Annotated in this window: 8 protein-coding genes; 5 read left to right on the top strand and 3 right to left on the bottom strand. The window is 40.9% G+C overall.

All coding sequences use genetic code 11. The annotated features are described in order from the left end of the window. Window positions 1-50: 50 nt before the first annotated feature. A complete protein-coding gene (locus tag BQ7489_RS13575; RefSeq protein ID WP_072531439.1) occupies window positions 51-1,190 on the bottom strand; it encodes an AAA family ATPase in 1,140 nt (379 codons plus the stop codon). A 386-nt stretch (window positions 1,191-1,576) separates the two neighbouring features. Here BQ7489_RS13575 and BQ7489_RS13580 point away from each other — a divergent pair, with 386 nt between their 5' ends. Next, on the top strand, window positions 1,577-4,258 hold the full coding sequence (locus BQ7489_RS13580) for a hypothetical protein (RefSeq protein WP_162617814.1): 2,682 nt from the start codon (window positions 1,577-1,579) through the stop codon (window positions 4,256-4,258). 223 nt (window positions 4,259-4,481) lie between these two features. On the opposite strand, the gene BQ7489_RS13585 is transcribed toward BQ7489_RS13580, so the two are convergent. Next, a complete protein-coding gene (locus BQ7489_RS13585) occupies window positions 4,482-5,648 on the bottom strand; it encodes an ATP-binding protein (protein ID WP_072532198.1) in 1,167 nt (388 codons plus the stop codon). Between the two features lie 480 nt (window positions 5,649-6,128). On the opposite strand from BQ7489_RS13585, the gene BQ7489_RS13590 reads away from it, so the two are divergent. Next, on the top strand, window positions 6,129-8,810 hold the full coding sequence (locus BQ7489_RS13590) for a hypothetical protein (protein WP_162617814.1): 2,682 nt from the start codon (window positions 6,129-6,131) through the stop codon (window positions 8,808-8,810). Window positions 8,811-9,033: 223 nt separating this feature from the next. Here the strand turns inward: BQ7489_RS13590 and BQ7489_RS13595 are convergent, their stop codons facing one another. Continuing rightward, the gene (locus tag BQ7489_RS13595; RefSeq protein ID WP_072532198.1) at window positions 9,034-10,200 is read right to left on the bottom strand and encodes an ATP-binding protein; all 1,167 of its coding nucleotides are present in this window, start codon (window positions 10,198-10,200) and stop codon (window positions 9,034-9,036) included. A 480-nt stretch (window positions 10,201-10,680) separates the two neighbouring features. Between BQ7489_RS13595 and BQ7489_RS13600 the strand changes: the two genes are divergently transcribed. The 3 genes from BQ7489_RS13600 (at window position 10,681) to BQ7489_RS13610 (ending at window position 15,635) form a co-directional block, all read left to right on the top strand. After that, window positions 10,681-13,395: a PL29 family lyase N-terminal domain-containing protein gene (locus BQ7489_RS13600; RefSeq protein WP_083580618.1), complete on the top strand. Its 2,715-nt coding sequence runs from the start codon at window positions 10,681-10,683 to the stop codon at window positions 13,393-13,395. Between the two features lie 172 nt (window positions 13,396-13,567). Next, window positions 13,568-14,890, top strand: coding sequence for an AAA family ATPase (locus BQ7489_RS13605; RefSeq protein ID WP_072531446.1), 1,323 nt, complete (start codon window positions 13,568-13,570; stop codon window positions 14,888-14,890). Continuing rightward, the gene (locus tag BQ7489_RS13610; RefSeq protein ID WP_072531449.1) at window positions 14,883-15,635 is read left to right on the top strand and encodes an HNH endonuclease family protein; all 753 of its coding nucleotides are present in this window, start codon (window positions 14,883-14,885) and stop codon (window positions 15,633-15,635) included. The genes BQ7489_RS13605 and BQ7489_RS13610 overlap by 8 nt, the downstream gene beginning before the upstream one ends. Window positions 15,636-15,867 lie beyond the last annotated feature (232 nt).

Below are 15,867 nucleotides of genomic sequence, written 5' to 3' on the forward strand. Positions count from 1 at the left end.
TCTTCATATATTAATAAAAAAGAGCGACTCAATTGAGCCGCTCTTTTTTATTAATACATATTTTTCAACCATTCCGCTAAGAAATAATCATATACCCGATATACATCCTCCTCCTGTGTAACCAGATCGCTTTTCAGCAAAGGCTTGAGCGCAGCCTGCACGGAGCTGGCCGAAGGAAGGTTGTACTTTTTCATGAAAGCGGACGAGGTGATTCCTTTTGCTTCACCCTCCCGGGCAATGGCCTGAAGGACAATTTTCTGCTTGGGGGCAAGACGGGACAGAAGGTCTTTATAACTGCCTTCCTGCATCTGGATTACGTTATGCCATGCCGTTTCCACTTTATCCATTCCGCAACATTCACCCGATGCGGTCAGGAAGAACAATTCATTCATCATCATCTGTACAAACCAGGTACAACCGTTGAACCGACGGTAAACATCTTCTACCACGCATGCATCTATTCTTTTTCCTCTTTCTTCGAACATGCGGATTGCAAAACCGGTATAGGCGTCTTCCGGTATGACTCCCAATCCCATGCAGATGGCACTTTGGTAGAAAGGTTTGGAAGAAGAATTGAACATGTTGTTCATCAGATGCCGCTTGCTGCCCGAAAATATGAACTGAGTCTGCCTGCATTGCTGGATCTTGGTGCGCAGTAAGGCCTCTACATTCTCTTCCATATAAGTACCAATTTGCTGGAATTCATCAATAGCTACCAGACAGGGCTTGTCGGCAGCCTCGAGATAGGCAAAGATTTCATCTAAGGTAGTTTGTGGAGCTTGGATATCTCCCAGGCCGATATCAAAACCAGGTTCACCGGTCATCGGGTCCAATTTGAATCCTACCCGGAGAGAAGCTATAATCTGGAAGAACCGTTCGGTCCACGCTGTTTTCCGAGGCTTCAGTTCCTCATAGATAGCTTTTCCGAACAGATAGACAAATTCGGCCAAGGAACTAGTAGCATAGATATCGACAAAAAAAGTATAATAGCTTTTCTTAAGGGATTCCTGGTTAAAACAATGCCGGATCAGTCCGGTCTTTCCCATACGGCGGGGAGAAATCAATGCTACATTCCGTCCGTTTACAACCTGCTTGATAAGAAATTCTGTCTCGGAATGGCGGTCGCAGAAATAATGGTCGGAGACATATCTTCCCACCACAAAAGGATTTAATACAGTGATTGGTTCCATATGAAATATGTTTTATTACAAATATAATTATTATATTTATAATAAAAGTAAGGAAGAAGATTTTTTCACTTCCAGATTGTCCCTTATACGGCTATCCAGCTTTTTATATTATCCTATTTTTCTCTCATAACTAATAATTTAGGTAGGTATTTAAAATAGCCGCCGCGGTTACTCCACGTTCTGAACTGTGTACTATTATTACTATAGACGTCCTAAATGGTCTTTAAATGTCCTGATTTTTCCGACAAATTCAAGACTCGTCCCTTATCCGTCCCTCGAAACAGAATCTGAACCAGCTTCTTTAAGGGCTGGCTTGATTGTAAATAAAATGACTTGAGTTAGAATAATTTGAGTTTTTTAATTTATAAATTAAAATTTTTATTATTATGAGAAAAAAGTATTTAAGTGCACTTCTGTTCGGAGCACTCTTGTTCGCTTCGGCAGGAACTTTTACTTCTTGTAAAGACTACGATGATGACATCAACAATTTGCAGGAACAGATTAATACTATTAAAACTGACCTTGAAAGCTTAAAATCTACAGTAGAAGGTCTTGATGGTGTTAAGACATTGAGTTTTGTTGATGGAACACTTGTTATTGAGACTGGTAAAGGAACAAAAGTTGAAGTTCCTGTTCCATCAGTTTCTAACGTTGAACAGACTACAGTTGAGCTAGACGGACAAAACTTGGTTGTTAACGGTGAAGTTATCGGACAGGTAGGAGATAAGGTGACAGTAAATGAAGATGGTTATCTTTGCGTAAACGGCGAGGCAACTGAAATCAAGGCAGGTAAATACGCTATTTTGGAAAATGAATCAGACAATACTTATACTATTACATTGCCTGATGCAGAAGGTAATATGCAGACTATTACATTGCTGAAGTCTGTAGCTACAAATATCACTATAAAAGTTTATCATAATACAGGTAATGATGGTAAATACTCAATTTTCTCAGAGATTGAAGCAGAAGAACAATCTACCGATGTTGATAAGAACTTCCAAAGTAACTACGGTATCGAATGGGGTGTAGCCGAAAAAGATATTGACTGGAAAGGTCCTAAGGGTACTGTTAAGGCAGGTCAGCTGCTTGTAGGTCAGCAGAACTGGGTAAGCGTAGATGTATATCCTAACAATGTAGAACTTGACAAACAGGTATTGAAATTGGTTGACATTAACGGCAATGAGGCTCCTGTAATTGTAACCGCATCACCTTCACGTTATGGAGAAGGACATACCGGCAGCCGTTCAGTAGCTCTAGGTGGCGCATGGGTGTTGGAAGTAACAATGAACGAAACAGTTTCTGGGAATAATATGGGAACTGCTTTTGCTCAAAAATATGGTACAGAGAATCAGGGAAATCACGATACATGGGCAAACAAGACATATGCTCTGCAGGTAAACGGTAACATATTGACTGGATATGAGTTCGTTGTTGATACGCAAGCAGCCGCTTGCGCAATGACTGGCACTGATGCATTGTGGAATGAAACTACTAAATCAGACAATGGAACAGTTCAATTAGACTTTAAGCCAGCTACCAATGACCAGTTTACTGCTTCTTTAGGAAAAGGACACATCCTCTCTTACGTACAGTCTTCTGTTTATGACTATATGTTCGAAATCGTTGATGCCGACAAGAACGATGCTGAAGCATGGGGTATCAAACTAGAGAACAATGTTCTATATGCTGAGAACACTACGAAAGCAGCAGGTAAGAAAATTCACTTGAATGTGATATTGCTGGGTGTTAACGGTGAAATAAAAGACTTCGGCTATACAAGCGCAATAACTACACCGATTACGGTTGAATTCGGCAATGTAACATCAGATGCTATCACATTGCCTGTTTCTGAATATAAGGTAACACCTAAGCAGTATGACTGGTCTATCCCGGGTAATAATAACGAGTTTGCAACAATCACTCTCGATATGGGTGACCTATTCAGCGGTATGACAGCTGAGGAAGCTATTGCTGTTGCTAAGGGTGGAACAGTTCTTAAGACTACAGATGAGACATTCCCGTTCTTGCGTGAGACAATAGTTAATAAATTCGGTACAAATACTGAGAACTCGACAATCAAGTTCTACAAGGCTGATGCTGAGACTGAAGTTACTTACGATGATTTGCAGGCTAACATCCGCAACATTAAGTACGCTAAAGTGATTTACGCTAAGCCTAATGCTTCTGATTTATGGAACTATAAGGCTACTCTCGGTCAGCATATCCTGACATTGACACTTGAAGATGCAACTGACAATCAAATCAGAAAAGCTAATGTTCCTGTAAACGTTACTATTCCTTCATTCTTCGAATTGTTCACTAAGTCTGCTGCTTGGGGTGATAAGACTGCGGTAGCTGTAGTTGACGGTGAAGGTAATCTTGACTTGAAACAGTTGTACAATGATAAAACAGCTGCTGAAGAAATTACATACTTTGACAGTACTTCTTCATTCATTGCAAATGGTGAGTCAGCCGCTGAACGTACAAAAGACAATGCTGGTAAGTTAACTAACATTGTAAAATTGAACGATAACGCAGCAGATGGTCATTCATTCAGAGACTTGTCTTCTAAGTTGAATTACACAATCGTTCCTGAATGTGATAACTTCGATGTAACTTCTGGCAACTTTACTATCGACTTGATTACAAGAATTGACGGGGCTAAATTTGTTTACTATGTAGATGGTAAAGAAACTGACATCGTAGTAGAACCGGAATCTGAAAATGTAATCAAAGCATTTAACAAGGAAACAGGCGACAAGAGACAAGGTTTATCATTCTATAAGGCTGGTAAGGACAACGTATTTACTACAGGTTCTGTAGTAAATGGATTAGAGTTAGATCTTGCCAGTGGTGATAACTATATTGCTGAATTTGATGATAATGCAGGTGACAAAGCAAAAGCTGAATTCAGTCATGGTGATTTGAAATTGTCAGGTCTTGCTGAGCCTAATACTGCTGACGGCTATACTACAGTATTGACTATCACTTATAAGAAAGCATCTAAAGCAGGTGAAACAGATATTTGGGAAACATTCAAGATTAACTTGACTGTAAAGAAGTAAATAATCAGAAATGATTCTCTATAATAAAAAAGCGGCTCGTTTGAGTCGCTTTTTTTATATCTTGCATCCAACTTTCGGGTACACTCCATTTTAATATAGACACCTTCTCTGTTTTTTATAGCTGTTTAAACATGCCGAATAATTCTAGAAAGAAAGTGGAATGTAATGTAAATTTCCTTTGAAAGACTATATCAAAAGGTAACATGTTCCTTGTCTGGATACTTCAATAGTTAAATCCGAACATCCAGAGCGGAATGACATTCCCATGCCCGTATTCTATATCATCCTTCACTACATAAGCCTTGCTGAGGCCTTCTATCTGTTTCTGCCCTTTTTTGCGCCCGCCAATCTCGAATGTACAATCCAGAACCTGAAAATCGGATACCGATGATGTGATTACCTCCTGATTGACCCTCATCTGGTTGAAGAAGAAAGTTTCACGCACATTACCGATATCGGCGCTTTCCCGGGCCAACGCATGGATGAGGTTCGTATTGTCCAGATAAATCTTGTCCACTTTCCCTAACCCACGAACTCCACCTGTGTCGTCACGTAGCTGGGATATCAGCCCGGCCTCTTCCAGATACAGACAATAATCCGCCACGCTGTTCCGGCTGACGTTGAGTACGGTAGCCAGCGTACTGATGTTGGGCTTGAAAGGGACACTCCGGGCAATGACCGCCAGCAGACGTTTCAGCTTGCGGGCTGTAGAAACGTTCATGCCTGCATATTGGGGAATGTCCGTCTCAATGCTCAGGTTAACCATCTGCATGAGCTGGGCATCGAAATCATCATGTGGAAACGGATAATACCCTTGCCGCAGATACTCCGGAAAGAATTCGAAGGGATGGAAACCGGAAGGGAAGCCGGCTTTCAAAGTAAGAATATCCCCGGATGACAATACCGGAAAATCAAACCCGTGAAACAGGTTAAGGTATTCACGGAACGAAAGTCCCTGCATATGGTACATCACGGCCCGACGGCTCAAGTCGGCAGCTCCCTGGTGTATGTCCAGCACGGATGATCCGGTAAAGACCACCTGCAATTCAGGGTGATAGTCGTACATCAGTTTCAGTTCCTTCGTCCAGTCCTTATAGCGGTGTATCTCATCGATGAACAGATGACGGCCTCCGTATCTGACAAATTCATCGGCCAGATCCAGCAACCGGTGTTCCGCAAAATAGAAGTCTTCGGCCGTGACGTAAAGCGAGCGCTCACGAGGCAGATGTTCCTTCAGGTATTGAAGGATAAGGGTCGTCTTACCCACACCACGTGGGCCGGTCAGTCCGATCATCCGGCTGCCCCAGTTGATGCGGTGATACATATAGCGATGAAAACCGGTTCCGGTTTCCGAAAGCAGTTTGCTGAATCTTTCCTGTAATCTGTCCATGGTCTGTTTCAATTGATTTCCTACAAAAATAGGAATTTTGCTTAACTAATGAGCAAATAATACAGTAAAAATGCTCATTGGTTGAGCAAAAATGCAGAAAAAACGGGTCGTTAATCAGAAAAGTACTGTCTGTGTTCATCCTGTATAAGTTTTCTTTTATATAAAATCCCGGCCCTCGAATGTCCCTTCAATTTCCAAAATGGAAGCACATTTAGTTTATAATTAATATTCTACAGATTTTTTCCTGATAGCCGCCGCGGTTACCCCACGTTCTGAACCACGCCCTGAAAGCTCTGTAGAAGCTATACAGGAGGTTTGAAAATCTGGTATTTAGACCGATATTTTCAATTTCCGTCCCTTATCCGTCCCCCAGACAGATTCTGTTCCGGCTATTGTAAGCTTGGAACACAAATGTAAATGAAATAGCTTGAGTTAGAATAATTTGAGTTTTTTAATTTATAAATTAAAATTTTTATTATTATGAGAAAAAAGTATTTAAGTGCACTTCTGTTCGGAGCACTCTTGTTCGCTTCGGCAGGAACTTTTACTTCTTGTAAAGACTACGATGATGACATCAACAATTTGCAGGAACAGATTAATACTATTAAAACTGACCTTGAAAGCTTAAAATCTACAGTAGAAGGTCTTGATGGTGTTAAGACATTGAGTTTTGTTGATGGAACACTTGTTATTGAGACTGGTAAAGGAACAAAAGTTGAAGTTCCTGTTCCATCAGTTTCTAACGTTGAACAGACTACAGTTGAGCTAGACGGACAAAACTTGGTTGTTAACGGTGAAGTTATCGGACAGGTAGGAGATAAGGTGACAGTAAATGAAGATGGTTATCTTTGCGTAAACGGCGAGGCAACTGAAATCAAGGCAGGTAAATACGCTATTTTGGAAAATGAATCAGACAATACTTATACTATTACATTGCCTGATGCAGAAGGTAATATGCAGACTATTACATTGCTGAAGTCTGTAGCTACAAATATCACTATAAAAGTTTATCATAATACAGGTAATGATGGTAAATACTCAATTTTCTCAGAGATTGAAGCAGAAGAACAATCTACCGATGTTGATAAGAACTTCCAAAGTAACTACGGTATCGAATGGGGTGTAGCCGAAAAAGATATTGACTGGAAAGGTCCTAAGGGTACTGTTAAGGCAGGTCAGCTGCTTGTAGGTCAGCAGAACTGGGTAAGCGTAGATGTATATCCTAACAATGTAGAACTTGACAAACAGGTATTGAAATTGGTTGACATTAACGGCAATGAGGCTCCTGTAATTGTAACCGCATCACCTTCACGTTATGGAGAAGGACATACCGGCAGCCGTTCAGTAGCTCTAGGTGGCGCATGGGTGTTGGAAGTAACAATGAACGAAACAGTTTCTGGGAATAATATGGGAACTGCTTTTGCTCAAAAATATGGTACAGAGAATCAGGGAAATCACGATACATGGGCAAACAAGACATATGCTCTGCAGGTAAACGGTAACATATTGACTGGATATGAGTTCGTTGTTGATACGCAAGCAGCCGCTTGCGCAATGACTGGCACTGATGCATTGTGGAATGAAACTACTAAATCAGACAATGGAACAGTTCAATTAGACTTTAAGCCAGCTACCAATGACCAGTTTACTGCTTCTTTAGGAAAAGGACACATCCTCTCTTACGTACAGTCTTCTGTTTATGACTATATGTTCGAAATCGTTGATGCCGACAAGAACGATGCTGAAGCATGGGGTATCAAACTAGAGAACAATGTTCTATATGCTGAGAACACTACGAAAGCAGCAGGTAAGAAAATTCACTTGAATGTGATATTGCTGGGTGTTAACGGTGAAATAAAAGACTTCGGCTATACAAGCGCAATAACTACACCGATTACGGTTGAATTCGGCAATGTAACATCAGATGCTATCACATTGCCTGTTTCTGAATATAAGGTAACACCTAAGCAGTATGACTGGTCTATCCCGGGTAATAATAACGAGTTTGCAACAATCACTCTCGATATGGGTGACCTATTCAGCGGTATGACAGCTGAGGAAGCTATTGCTGTTGCTAAGGGTGGAACAGTTCTTAAGACTACAGATGAGACATTCCCGTTCTTGCGTGAGACAATAGTTAATAAATTCGGTACAAATACTGAGAACTCGACAATCAAGTTCTACAAGGCTGATGCTGAGACTGAAGTTACTTACGATGATTTGCAGGCTAACATCCGCAACATTAAGTACGCTAAAGTGATTTACGCTAAGCCTAATGCTTCTGATTTATGGAACTATAAGGCTACTCTCGGTCAGCATATCCTGACATTGACACTTGAAGATGCAACTGACAATCAAATCAGAAAAGCTAATGTTCCTGTAAACGTTACTATTCCTTCATTCTTCGAATTGTTCACTAAGTCTGCTGCTTGGGGTGATAAGACTGCGGTAGCTGTAGTTGACGGTGAAGGTAATCTTGACTTGAAACAGTTGTACAATGATAAAACAGCTGCTGAAGAAATTACATACTTTGACAGTACTTCTTCATTCATTGCAAATGGTGAGTCAGCCGCTGAACGTACAAAAGACAATGCTGGTAAGTTAACTAACATTGTAAAATTGAACGATAACGCAGCAGATGGTCATTCATTCAGAGACTTGTCTTCTAAGTTGAATTACACAATCGTTCCTGAATGTGATAACTTCGATGTAACTTCTGGCAACTTTACTATCGACTTGATTACAAGAATTGACGGGGCTAAATTTGTTTACTATGTAGATGGTAAAGAAACTGACATCGTAGTAGAACCGGAATCTGAAAATGTAATCAAAGCATTTAACAAGGAAACAGGCGACAAGAGACAAGGTTTATCATTCTATAAGGCTGGTAAGGACAACGTATTTACTACAGGTTCTGTAGTAAATGGATTAGAGTTAGATCTTGCCAGTGGTGATAACTATATTGCTGAATTTGATGATAATGCAGGTGACAAAGCAAAAGCTGAATTCAGTCATGGTGATTTGAAATTGTCAGGTCTTGCTGAGCCTAATACTGCTGACGGCTATACTACAGTATTGACTATCACTTATAAGAAAGCATCTAAAGCAGGTGAAACAGATATTTGGGAAACATTCAAGATTAACTTGACTGTAAAGAAGTAAATAATCAGAAATGATTCTCTATAATAAAAAAGCGGCTCGTTTGAGTCGCTTTTTTTATATCTTGCATCCAACTTTCGGGTACACTCCATTTTAATATAGACACCTTCTCTGTTTTTTATAGCTGTTTAAACATGCCGAATAATTCTAGAAAGAAAGTGGAATGTAATGTAAATTTCCTTTGAAAGACTATATCAAAAGGTAACATGTTCCTTGTCTGGATACTTCAATAGTTAAATCCGAACATCCAGAGCGGAATGACATTCCCATGCCCGTATTCTATATCATCCTTCACTACATAAGCCTTGCTGAGGCCTTCTATCTGTTTCTGCCCTTTTTTGCGCCCGCCAATCTCGAATGTACAATCCAGAACCTGAAAATCGGATACCGATGATGTGATTACCTCCTGATTGACCCTCATCTGGTTGAAGAAGAAAGTTTCACGCACATTACCGATATCGGCGCTTTCCCGGGCCAACGCATGGATGAGGTTCGTATTGTCCAGATAAATCTTGTCCACTTTCCCTAACCCACGAACTCCACCTGTGTCGTCACGTAGCTGGGATATCAGCCCGGCCTCTTCCAGATACAGACAATAATCCGCCACGCTGTTCCGGCTGACGTTGAGTACGGTAGCCAGCGTACTGATGTTGGGCTTGAAAGGGACACTCCGGGCAATGACCGCCAGCAGACGTTTCAGCTTGCGGGCTGTAGAAACGTTCATGCCTGCATATTGGGGAATGTCCGTCTCAATGCTCAGGTTAACCATCTGCATGAGCTGGGCATCGAAATCATCATGTGGAAACGGATAATACCCTTGCCGCAGATACTCCGGAAAGAATTCGAAGGGATGGAAACCGGAAGGGAAGCCGGCTTTCAAAGTAAGAATATCCCCGGATGACAATACCGGAAAATCAAACCCGTGAAACAGGTTAAGGTATTCACGGAACGAAAGTCCCTGCATATGGTACATCACGGCCCGACGGCTCAAGTCGGCAGCTCCCTGGTGTATGTCCAGCACGGATGATCCGGTAAAGACCACCTGCAATTCAGGGTGATAGTCGTACATCAGTTTCAGTTCCTTCGTCCAGTCCTTATAGCGGTGTATCTCATCGATGAACAGATGACGGCCTCCGTATCTGACAAATTCATCGGCCAGATCCAGCAACCGGTGTTCCGCAAAATAGAAGTCTTCGGCCGTGACGTAAAGCGAGCGCTCACGAGGCAGATGTTCCTTCAGGTATTGAAGGATAAGGGTCGTCTTACCCACACCACGTGGGCCGGTCAGTCCGATCATCCGGCTGCCCCAGTTGATGCGGTGATACATATAGCGATGAAAACCGGTTCCGGTTTCCGAAAGCAGTTTGCTGAATCTTTCCTGTAATCTGTCCATGGTCTGTTTCAATTGATTTCCTACAAAAATAGGAATTTTGCTTAACTAATGAGCAAATAATACAGTAAAAATGCTCATTGGTTGAGCAAAAATGCAGAAAAAACGGGTCGTTAATCAGAAAAGTACTGTCTGTGTTCATCCTGTATAAGTTTTCTTTTATATAAAATCCCGGCCCTCGAATGTCCCTTCAATTTCCAAAATGGAAGCACATTTAGTTTATAATTAATATTCTACAGATTTTTTCCTGATAGCCGCCGCGGTTACCCCACGTTCTGAACCACGCCCTGAAAGCTCTGTAGAAGCTATACAGGAGGTTTGAAAATCTGGTATTTAGACCGATATTTTCAATTTCCGTCCCTTATCCGTCCCCCAGACAGATTCTGTTCCGGCTATTGTAAGCTTGGAACACAAATGTAAATGAAATAGCTTGAGTTAGAATAATTTGAGTTTTTTAATTTATAAATTAAAATTTTTATTATTATGAGAAAAAAGTATTTAAGTGCACTTCTGTTCGGAGCACTCTTGTTCGCTTCGGCAGGAACTTTTACTTCTTGTAAAGACTACGATGATGACATCAACAATCTGCAGAACCAGATTACTGCAAATGCTGATGCTATCAAGGCATTGCAGGAACTTGTAAACTCCGGCAAATATGTAACTGCTGTTTCTGGTAACGAGAATGTCATCACCTTTACTTTTACTGACGGTACTACACAACAAGTGACTGTTGAAACCGCTGAGCAAGAAGCACAGACTGTTACTATCGGCGAAGACGGCGAAGTAATTATCAATGGTGAAGGTACCGGATTTTACACTACTAAGACTCCGACCGAAGCTGAAGTAGAAGCCGGATTGATTAAGAAAGGCGCAAACGGCACATGGGAAGTTTTAGGCGAAAACGGTGAATATACAGACACAAAGATTCCTGTATCAGGAGTTACTGTATCCGGTAGCGAAGCAGAAGGATATACCTTTACTATTGTAAATGCCAATGGCGAATCTCAAACTGTTAAATTGCCTTCAGCTGCATCGGCTATTACAAGTATCGATGCGGAACTGATTGGAAATAAAATTGATGGTCAAGCAACACCACAAGATGAAACTATTGACATCAATCAATATGCCTTTGATGCAAAAACAAATAAAGATAGATGGGAGAAACTGACAGGAGCAACTGTTACTTCTAATGAGGTAATACTGACTTCCGCTGCAAAAATTGCTTCACGTATTAATCCGGTTAGTGCCGATGCAACATTAGTTGATTTCTCTCTGACTAATAGTAAGAATGAGACTCTTCCAGGCATCATATTTGAAGCAAACGAATATAAAGATTATGTTACTAGTGGCAATATAGATAGCCGTGCTGGTTATGGAAACGGACTCTATACTTTGTCAATGAAGCCTTTGGAGGTAAAGAATGAAGATGCTGTAACTGATGATTATAAAAGTATCTTGACTAGTGGCAGTCATTCAATTTTATATGCATTAAATGCACAGAATGCATGTCGTGGCAAGTATCAATTCGCTGTATCATTAGCTTCTGCTACAGCTGATTTTAGCTCTTATACAATTGATGATGATGAAACGAATCTTGTAAAGCTCGGAAATCCGACATTAATTAGCAATGAAACAAAAGCTTATACCTATTCAGAAACATCATATTCACAGAAGGTTGATGCTAAAGTTGCTCATTCTGTAGCTGTAACTGATGATATGTCTGAAATTTATGATATGTGGTTGACTGCAGAAGATTATGATGTAGACTTGTTCAATCTTACTTTTGATCAAGAAAAACATACATTCACTATCAATGCCGATCCGGATATCATTACTAAAGCAGATTTTATATTGACTGTACATACATTAGATAATAATGGTATTTACCGTGCACAACCTATCAAGATTGCAGTTTCTAACAAGATTGTAGCTGATGCTGAATATGCTGTTCGTGAATTAACTATCGTAGAAGATAATACAGACGATATTAAGAATAAGAACGCATTCTTCGCTGATATGAAGACCATGACTGACGGTATAGGTGATCAGTTGGCCGCATGGCAAAGAAAAGTAGATGCAACAAAAGTTAAATTCTATACTGACGCAGATTGTAAGACTGAAGTTACCGGTGCTGATGGTATTGACCTTGTATTCGTAAATGCAGACAGAAATAAAGAAGTTGCTATCAAGGATGCAGCAGATATGAAGTTCGTTGTAACGAATAAGGATGCATCTCAGCACTTCAGTGTAGACAAGGTTTATTATGCACAAGTTACATTCTTGGGTGGTACAGATGAATTGAACACTATTGTAGTTCCATTCGAATTCAGTATCCCTGAATTGTCTACATTGTTTGCTATCCGTGACGGTTATGTAGTTGACGGCGTTATCAATGCCTATTTCTACAATGATGGAACCGCAGAAAATATTGGTACTGCCGGAACAAATGGTACTGCTTCTGCAGCTGTTGAACTTGAAAGATATTTCAGCAAATATGTGGCTGATGCAAACGTTGAAGTTACCGGTAAGATTGGTAATGATGATTGTACGAAATTGTTCAAATGGGGTAACACCACAGCAACTAATGGTAAATATCACTTTGCAGATGTTGACAATGATGGAAAACTCACAGAAGCTACTACTCTTGAACTTGTGGACGGTATCAAGGATGGTAAACCGGCTAAAGCATATGGTGAAGCAGTAACTGTAAAGGTTACCAAAGATAACTATTATACTTGGAAGTATGTAGCTGATGGTGCTGATGAATATTCATTCCAGATTCGCTTGATGAGCCCTGTTTATGAAGGTTCTATCGCTGTATTGACAGGTGAACGTGTAATCGTTAATGCAAATGATTTCGTTGCAGGTGCTAACATTACTGAAAAGGATATCGAAGGCCGTGACTACAACAATAACAATCTGTATATCTTCCCTGATGTGGCAAGTACTCAAAATGAATGGAAGAACAAGCAGATAAAGAATGTTACTCCAAGCGTAGACAAAGATCACTACATTAATTCTGCTACAATGACTAACGCATGGAATGATGGAGATGGTGTCCTGCATAAAGGAACGATCAATATCAAAGGACGTTCATTATCTAATGATACAGATATTGACCTGCCTGTTAAGATTACAGATGCATGGGGATATGAATTAGATGTAACTATTCCTGTAACAGTAAAAGCTAGCAAATAATCTTAATAGATTGCTTTAATAAAAAAAGCGGCCCGTACGGGCCGCTTTTTTTATTGGATTTTAATCTGATTCTTGCAAATCGGAAAAGATTTCCTATCTTTGCTTAGAATCCTCTTGTTCTTCAAACAGAAGACAGGCCAAATGGAAAGATTATCTAACAAATCGGGTAAAGATGAAAGTCCGCAAAGTTCAGCTACATAACGTACGCCTGATAAAAGACATGAACCTGTCTTTTGATGACAAGCGTGTAACCATTATATTGGGAGAGAACGGTAAAGGTAAGACAACGCTACTCGACTCGATAGCCTTATGTGCAAACGTATTTACATCCGCTTTTCCTAATATCAAGAAACGTAATCCGTCGCCTTGGGATATCCATATAGATGAGCATAATGAGGTATCCGATTATTTAAGTATCCAGACAACTTTCTCATTCAACGAAGATACAGACATTGAAGTGGAACGCTTCCTCAGACGTGATGCCTTGGTGAAAGCTACCAGCAGTGTAGGAGAAAAGGAACTGCGCGACTACGCTCTGTCCCAACTGGAACAGATACAACATGCAAAAGAAGTACGGCTTCCGGTTTTTGTGTATTACAGTACGGAACGGGGACGAATTCAGGCTCCGCAACGGAATAGAAATTTCCAGAAGGTATTTGAGCGCTGGGACAGCTATATCAATGCTACAGAAGCAGACACAGACTTCAAACGCTTTTTCCAGTGGTTTGACTATCAGGAAGACATGGAACGGCGGGAAAAGGTGGAAAAGAAAAACTATGGTTACCAGTCGCCTACACTGAAGGCAGTCCGTAATGCCCTTCATAGTATGTTGCACAACCGATACAAGAATCCGAGGATTCTGTTGTCGCCCATGCGTTTCGTTATGGATGAACAGATGGGAGAACATTCCCGTACCGTCCGTATCGAACAGATGAGTGACGGCTACCGTATCATAGTGGCTTTGGTAGCGGATATCGCTTCCAGACTGGCCGAAGCCAACCCGCATTTGCCTGATCCGTTGTCTGGTGAGGGTATTGTCCTGATAGACGAAGCCGACCTGCATCTGCATCCGTCCTGGCAGCGCCGTTTCCTGAAGGACTTGTCGAATACCTTCCCGAACATTCATTTCATTACCACCACGCATAGCCCACTGATAGCAATGGGAGCGGCGGATATCGCCCAAATTTTTGTGTTTAATGATAAGGGATATCTGGAAGAAACGGATGCCAGCATTTACAGTACTTACGATGTGGGGCAGGTATTGATGAGTGAACTGTTTAATCTCCCTACCGACCGCTCTCCTAAATGGGATGAAGCAATTGGCAGACGGTTTGAACTGTTGAAAAAAACGGAATTATCTGAAGCAGACAAACAAGAGCTGAAGGAACTGGAAGACAAGTTGTCCGGACTGGCTTTCGGAGAAAGTACGGAAGAAATAGAAGCAAGACAATTGATACTGGAGGCTGCCAAACTATTGGAAAAACATCATGATTAGACTGGAAAAAGATGAAAATATCCCTGCAACGTTAACTAGTGAGCAGGTAGTGACAGAGCTGGAAAGACTGGATAGATTGGCCGAATCCGGAATAATCATTAACCACGGAGATTTCAAGGCCGGGCTTTATGGTGCAGAGGATGTCCGTACTGCCTTAAAAAAAGACCAATATGGCAAATGTGCCTATTGTGAAAGCTTGCTCGAGGTCTCTTCTGCTACCCAAATAGAACATTTTCGTCCCAAGACTTATTCACAACAAGGAAAGGGAGGAGCTATTCATCGGCCGGGATATTATTGGCTGGCATACGACTGGAACAATCTGCTGGCAGCATGCTCCGTATGTAACCAACATTACAAGAAGAACTATTTTCCTCTGGAGGATGATTCCCAACGGGCAGACCGACATACCAGAACCTTATCGCACGAAAATCCGTTACTAATTAATCCCTATATGGATAATCCTGACATACACATCATTTTTCGTCGGGAAATTGCTGTCGGGCTGACACCCAAAGGTGAGACTTCCATTGAATACTATGGACTGAACAGAAAGGCCCTGTTGAAGGAAAGGCAGGAGAAATATGAAACATTCAGGATTCTGGAGGATATAAGAAAACTCTTGGAGGCACGTCGGGAAAATAATACAGGGATCTATAAAAGCATAGTAGAAAAACTTGAAAGGATGACTGATCATGAAGCCTGCTATTCTGGTATGTTCTGCCATCAGGAAGATGGACTGTTCTGATAACCATGTCATTATAGACTTTAACAGACGAGACAAACTATCCAACGTTTCCCAGACAGCGTATTATATAATAACAAAGAAGTCAGTCATATATATTTGTTATAACTAAAATATCCACTGGAAAGAATCTTGGAAAATCCCTGTGGAATATTATAATTATTATCCTAGTACGGATAGTCAAATAGAGTCTGTACCGTCTTTACCTATAACTTCAATAAATTTATTTGATATA

Source organism: Bacteroides ilei (genome assembly GCF_900128495.1).
Lineage (GTDB): Bacteria > Bacteroidota > Bacteroidia > Bacteroidales > Bacteroidaceae > Phocaeicola > Phocaeicola ilei.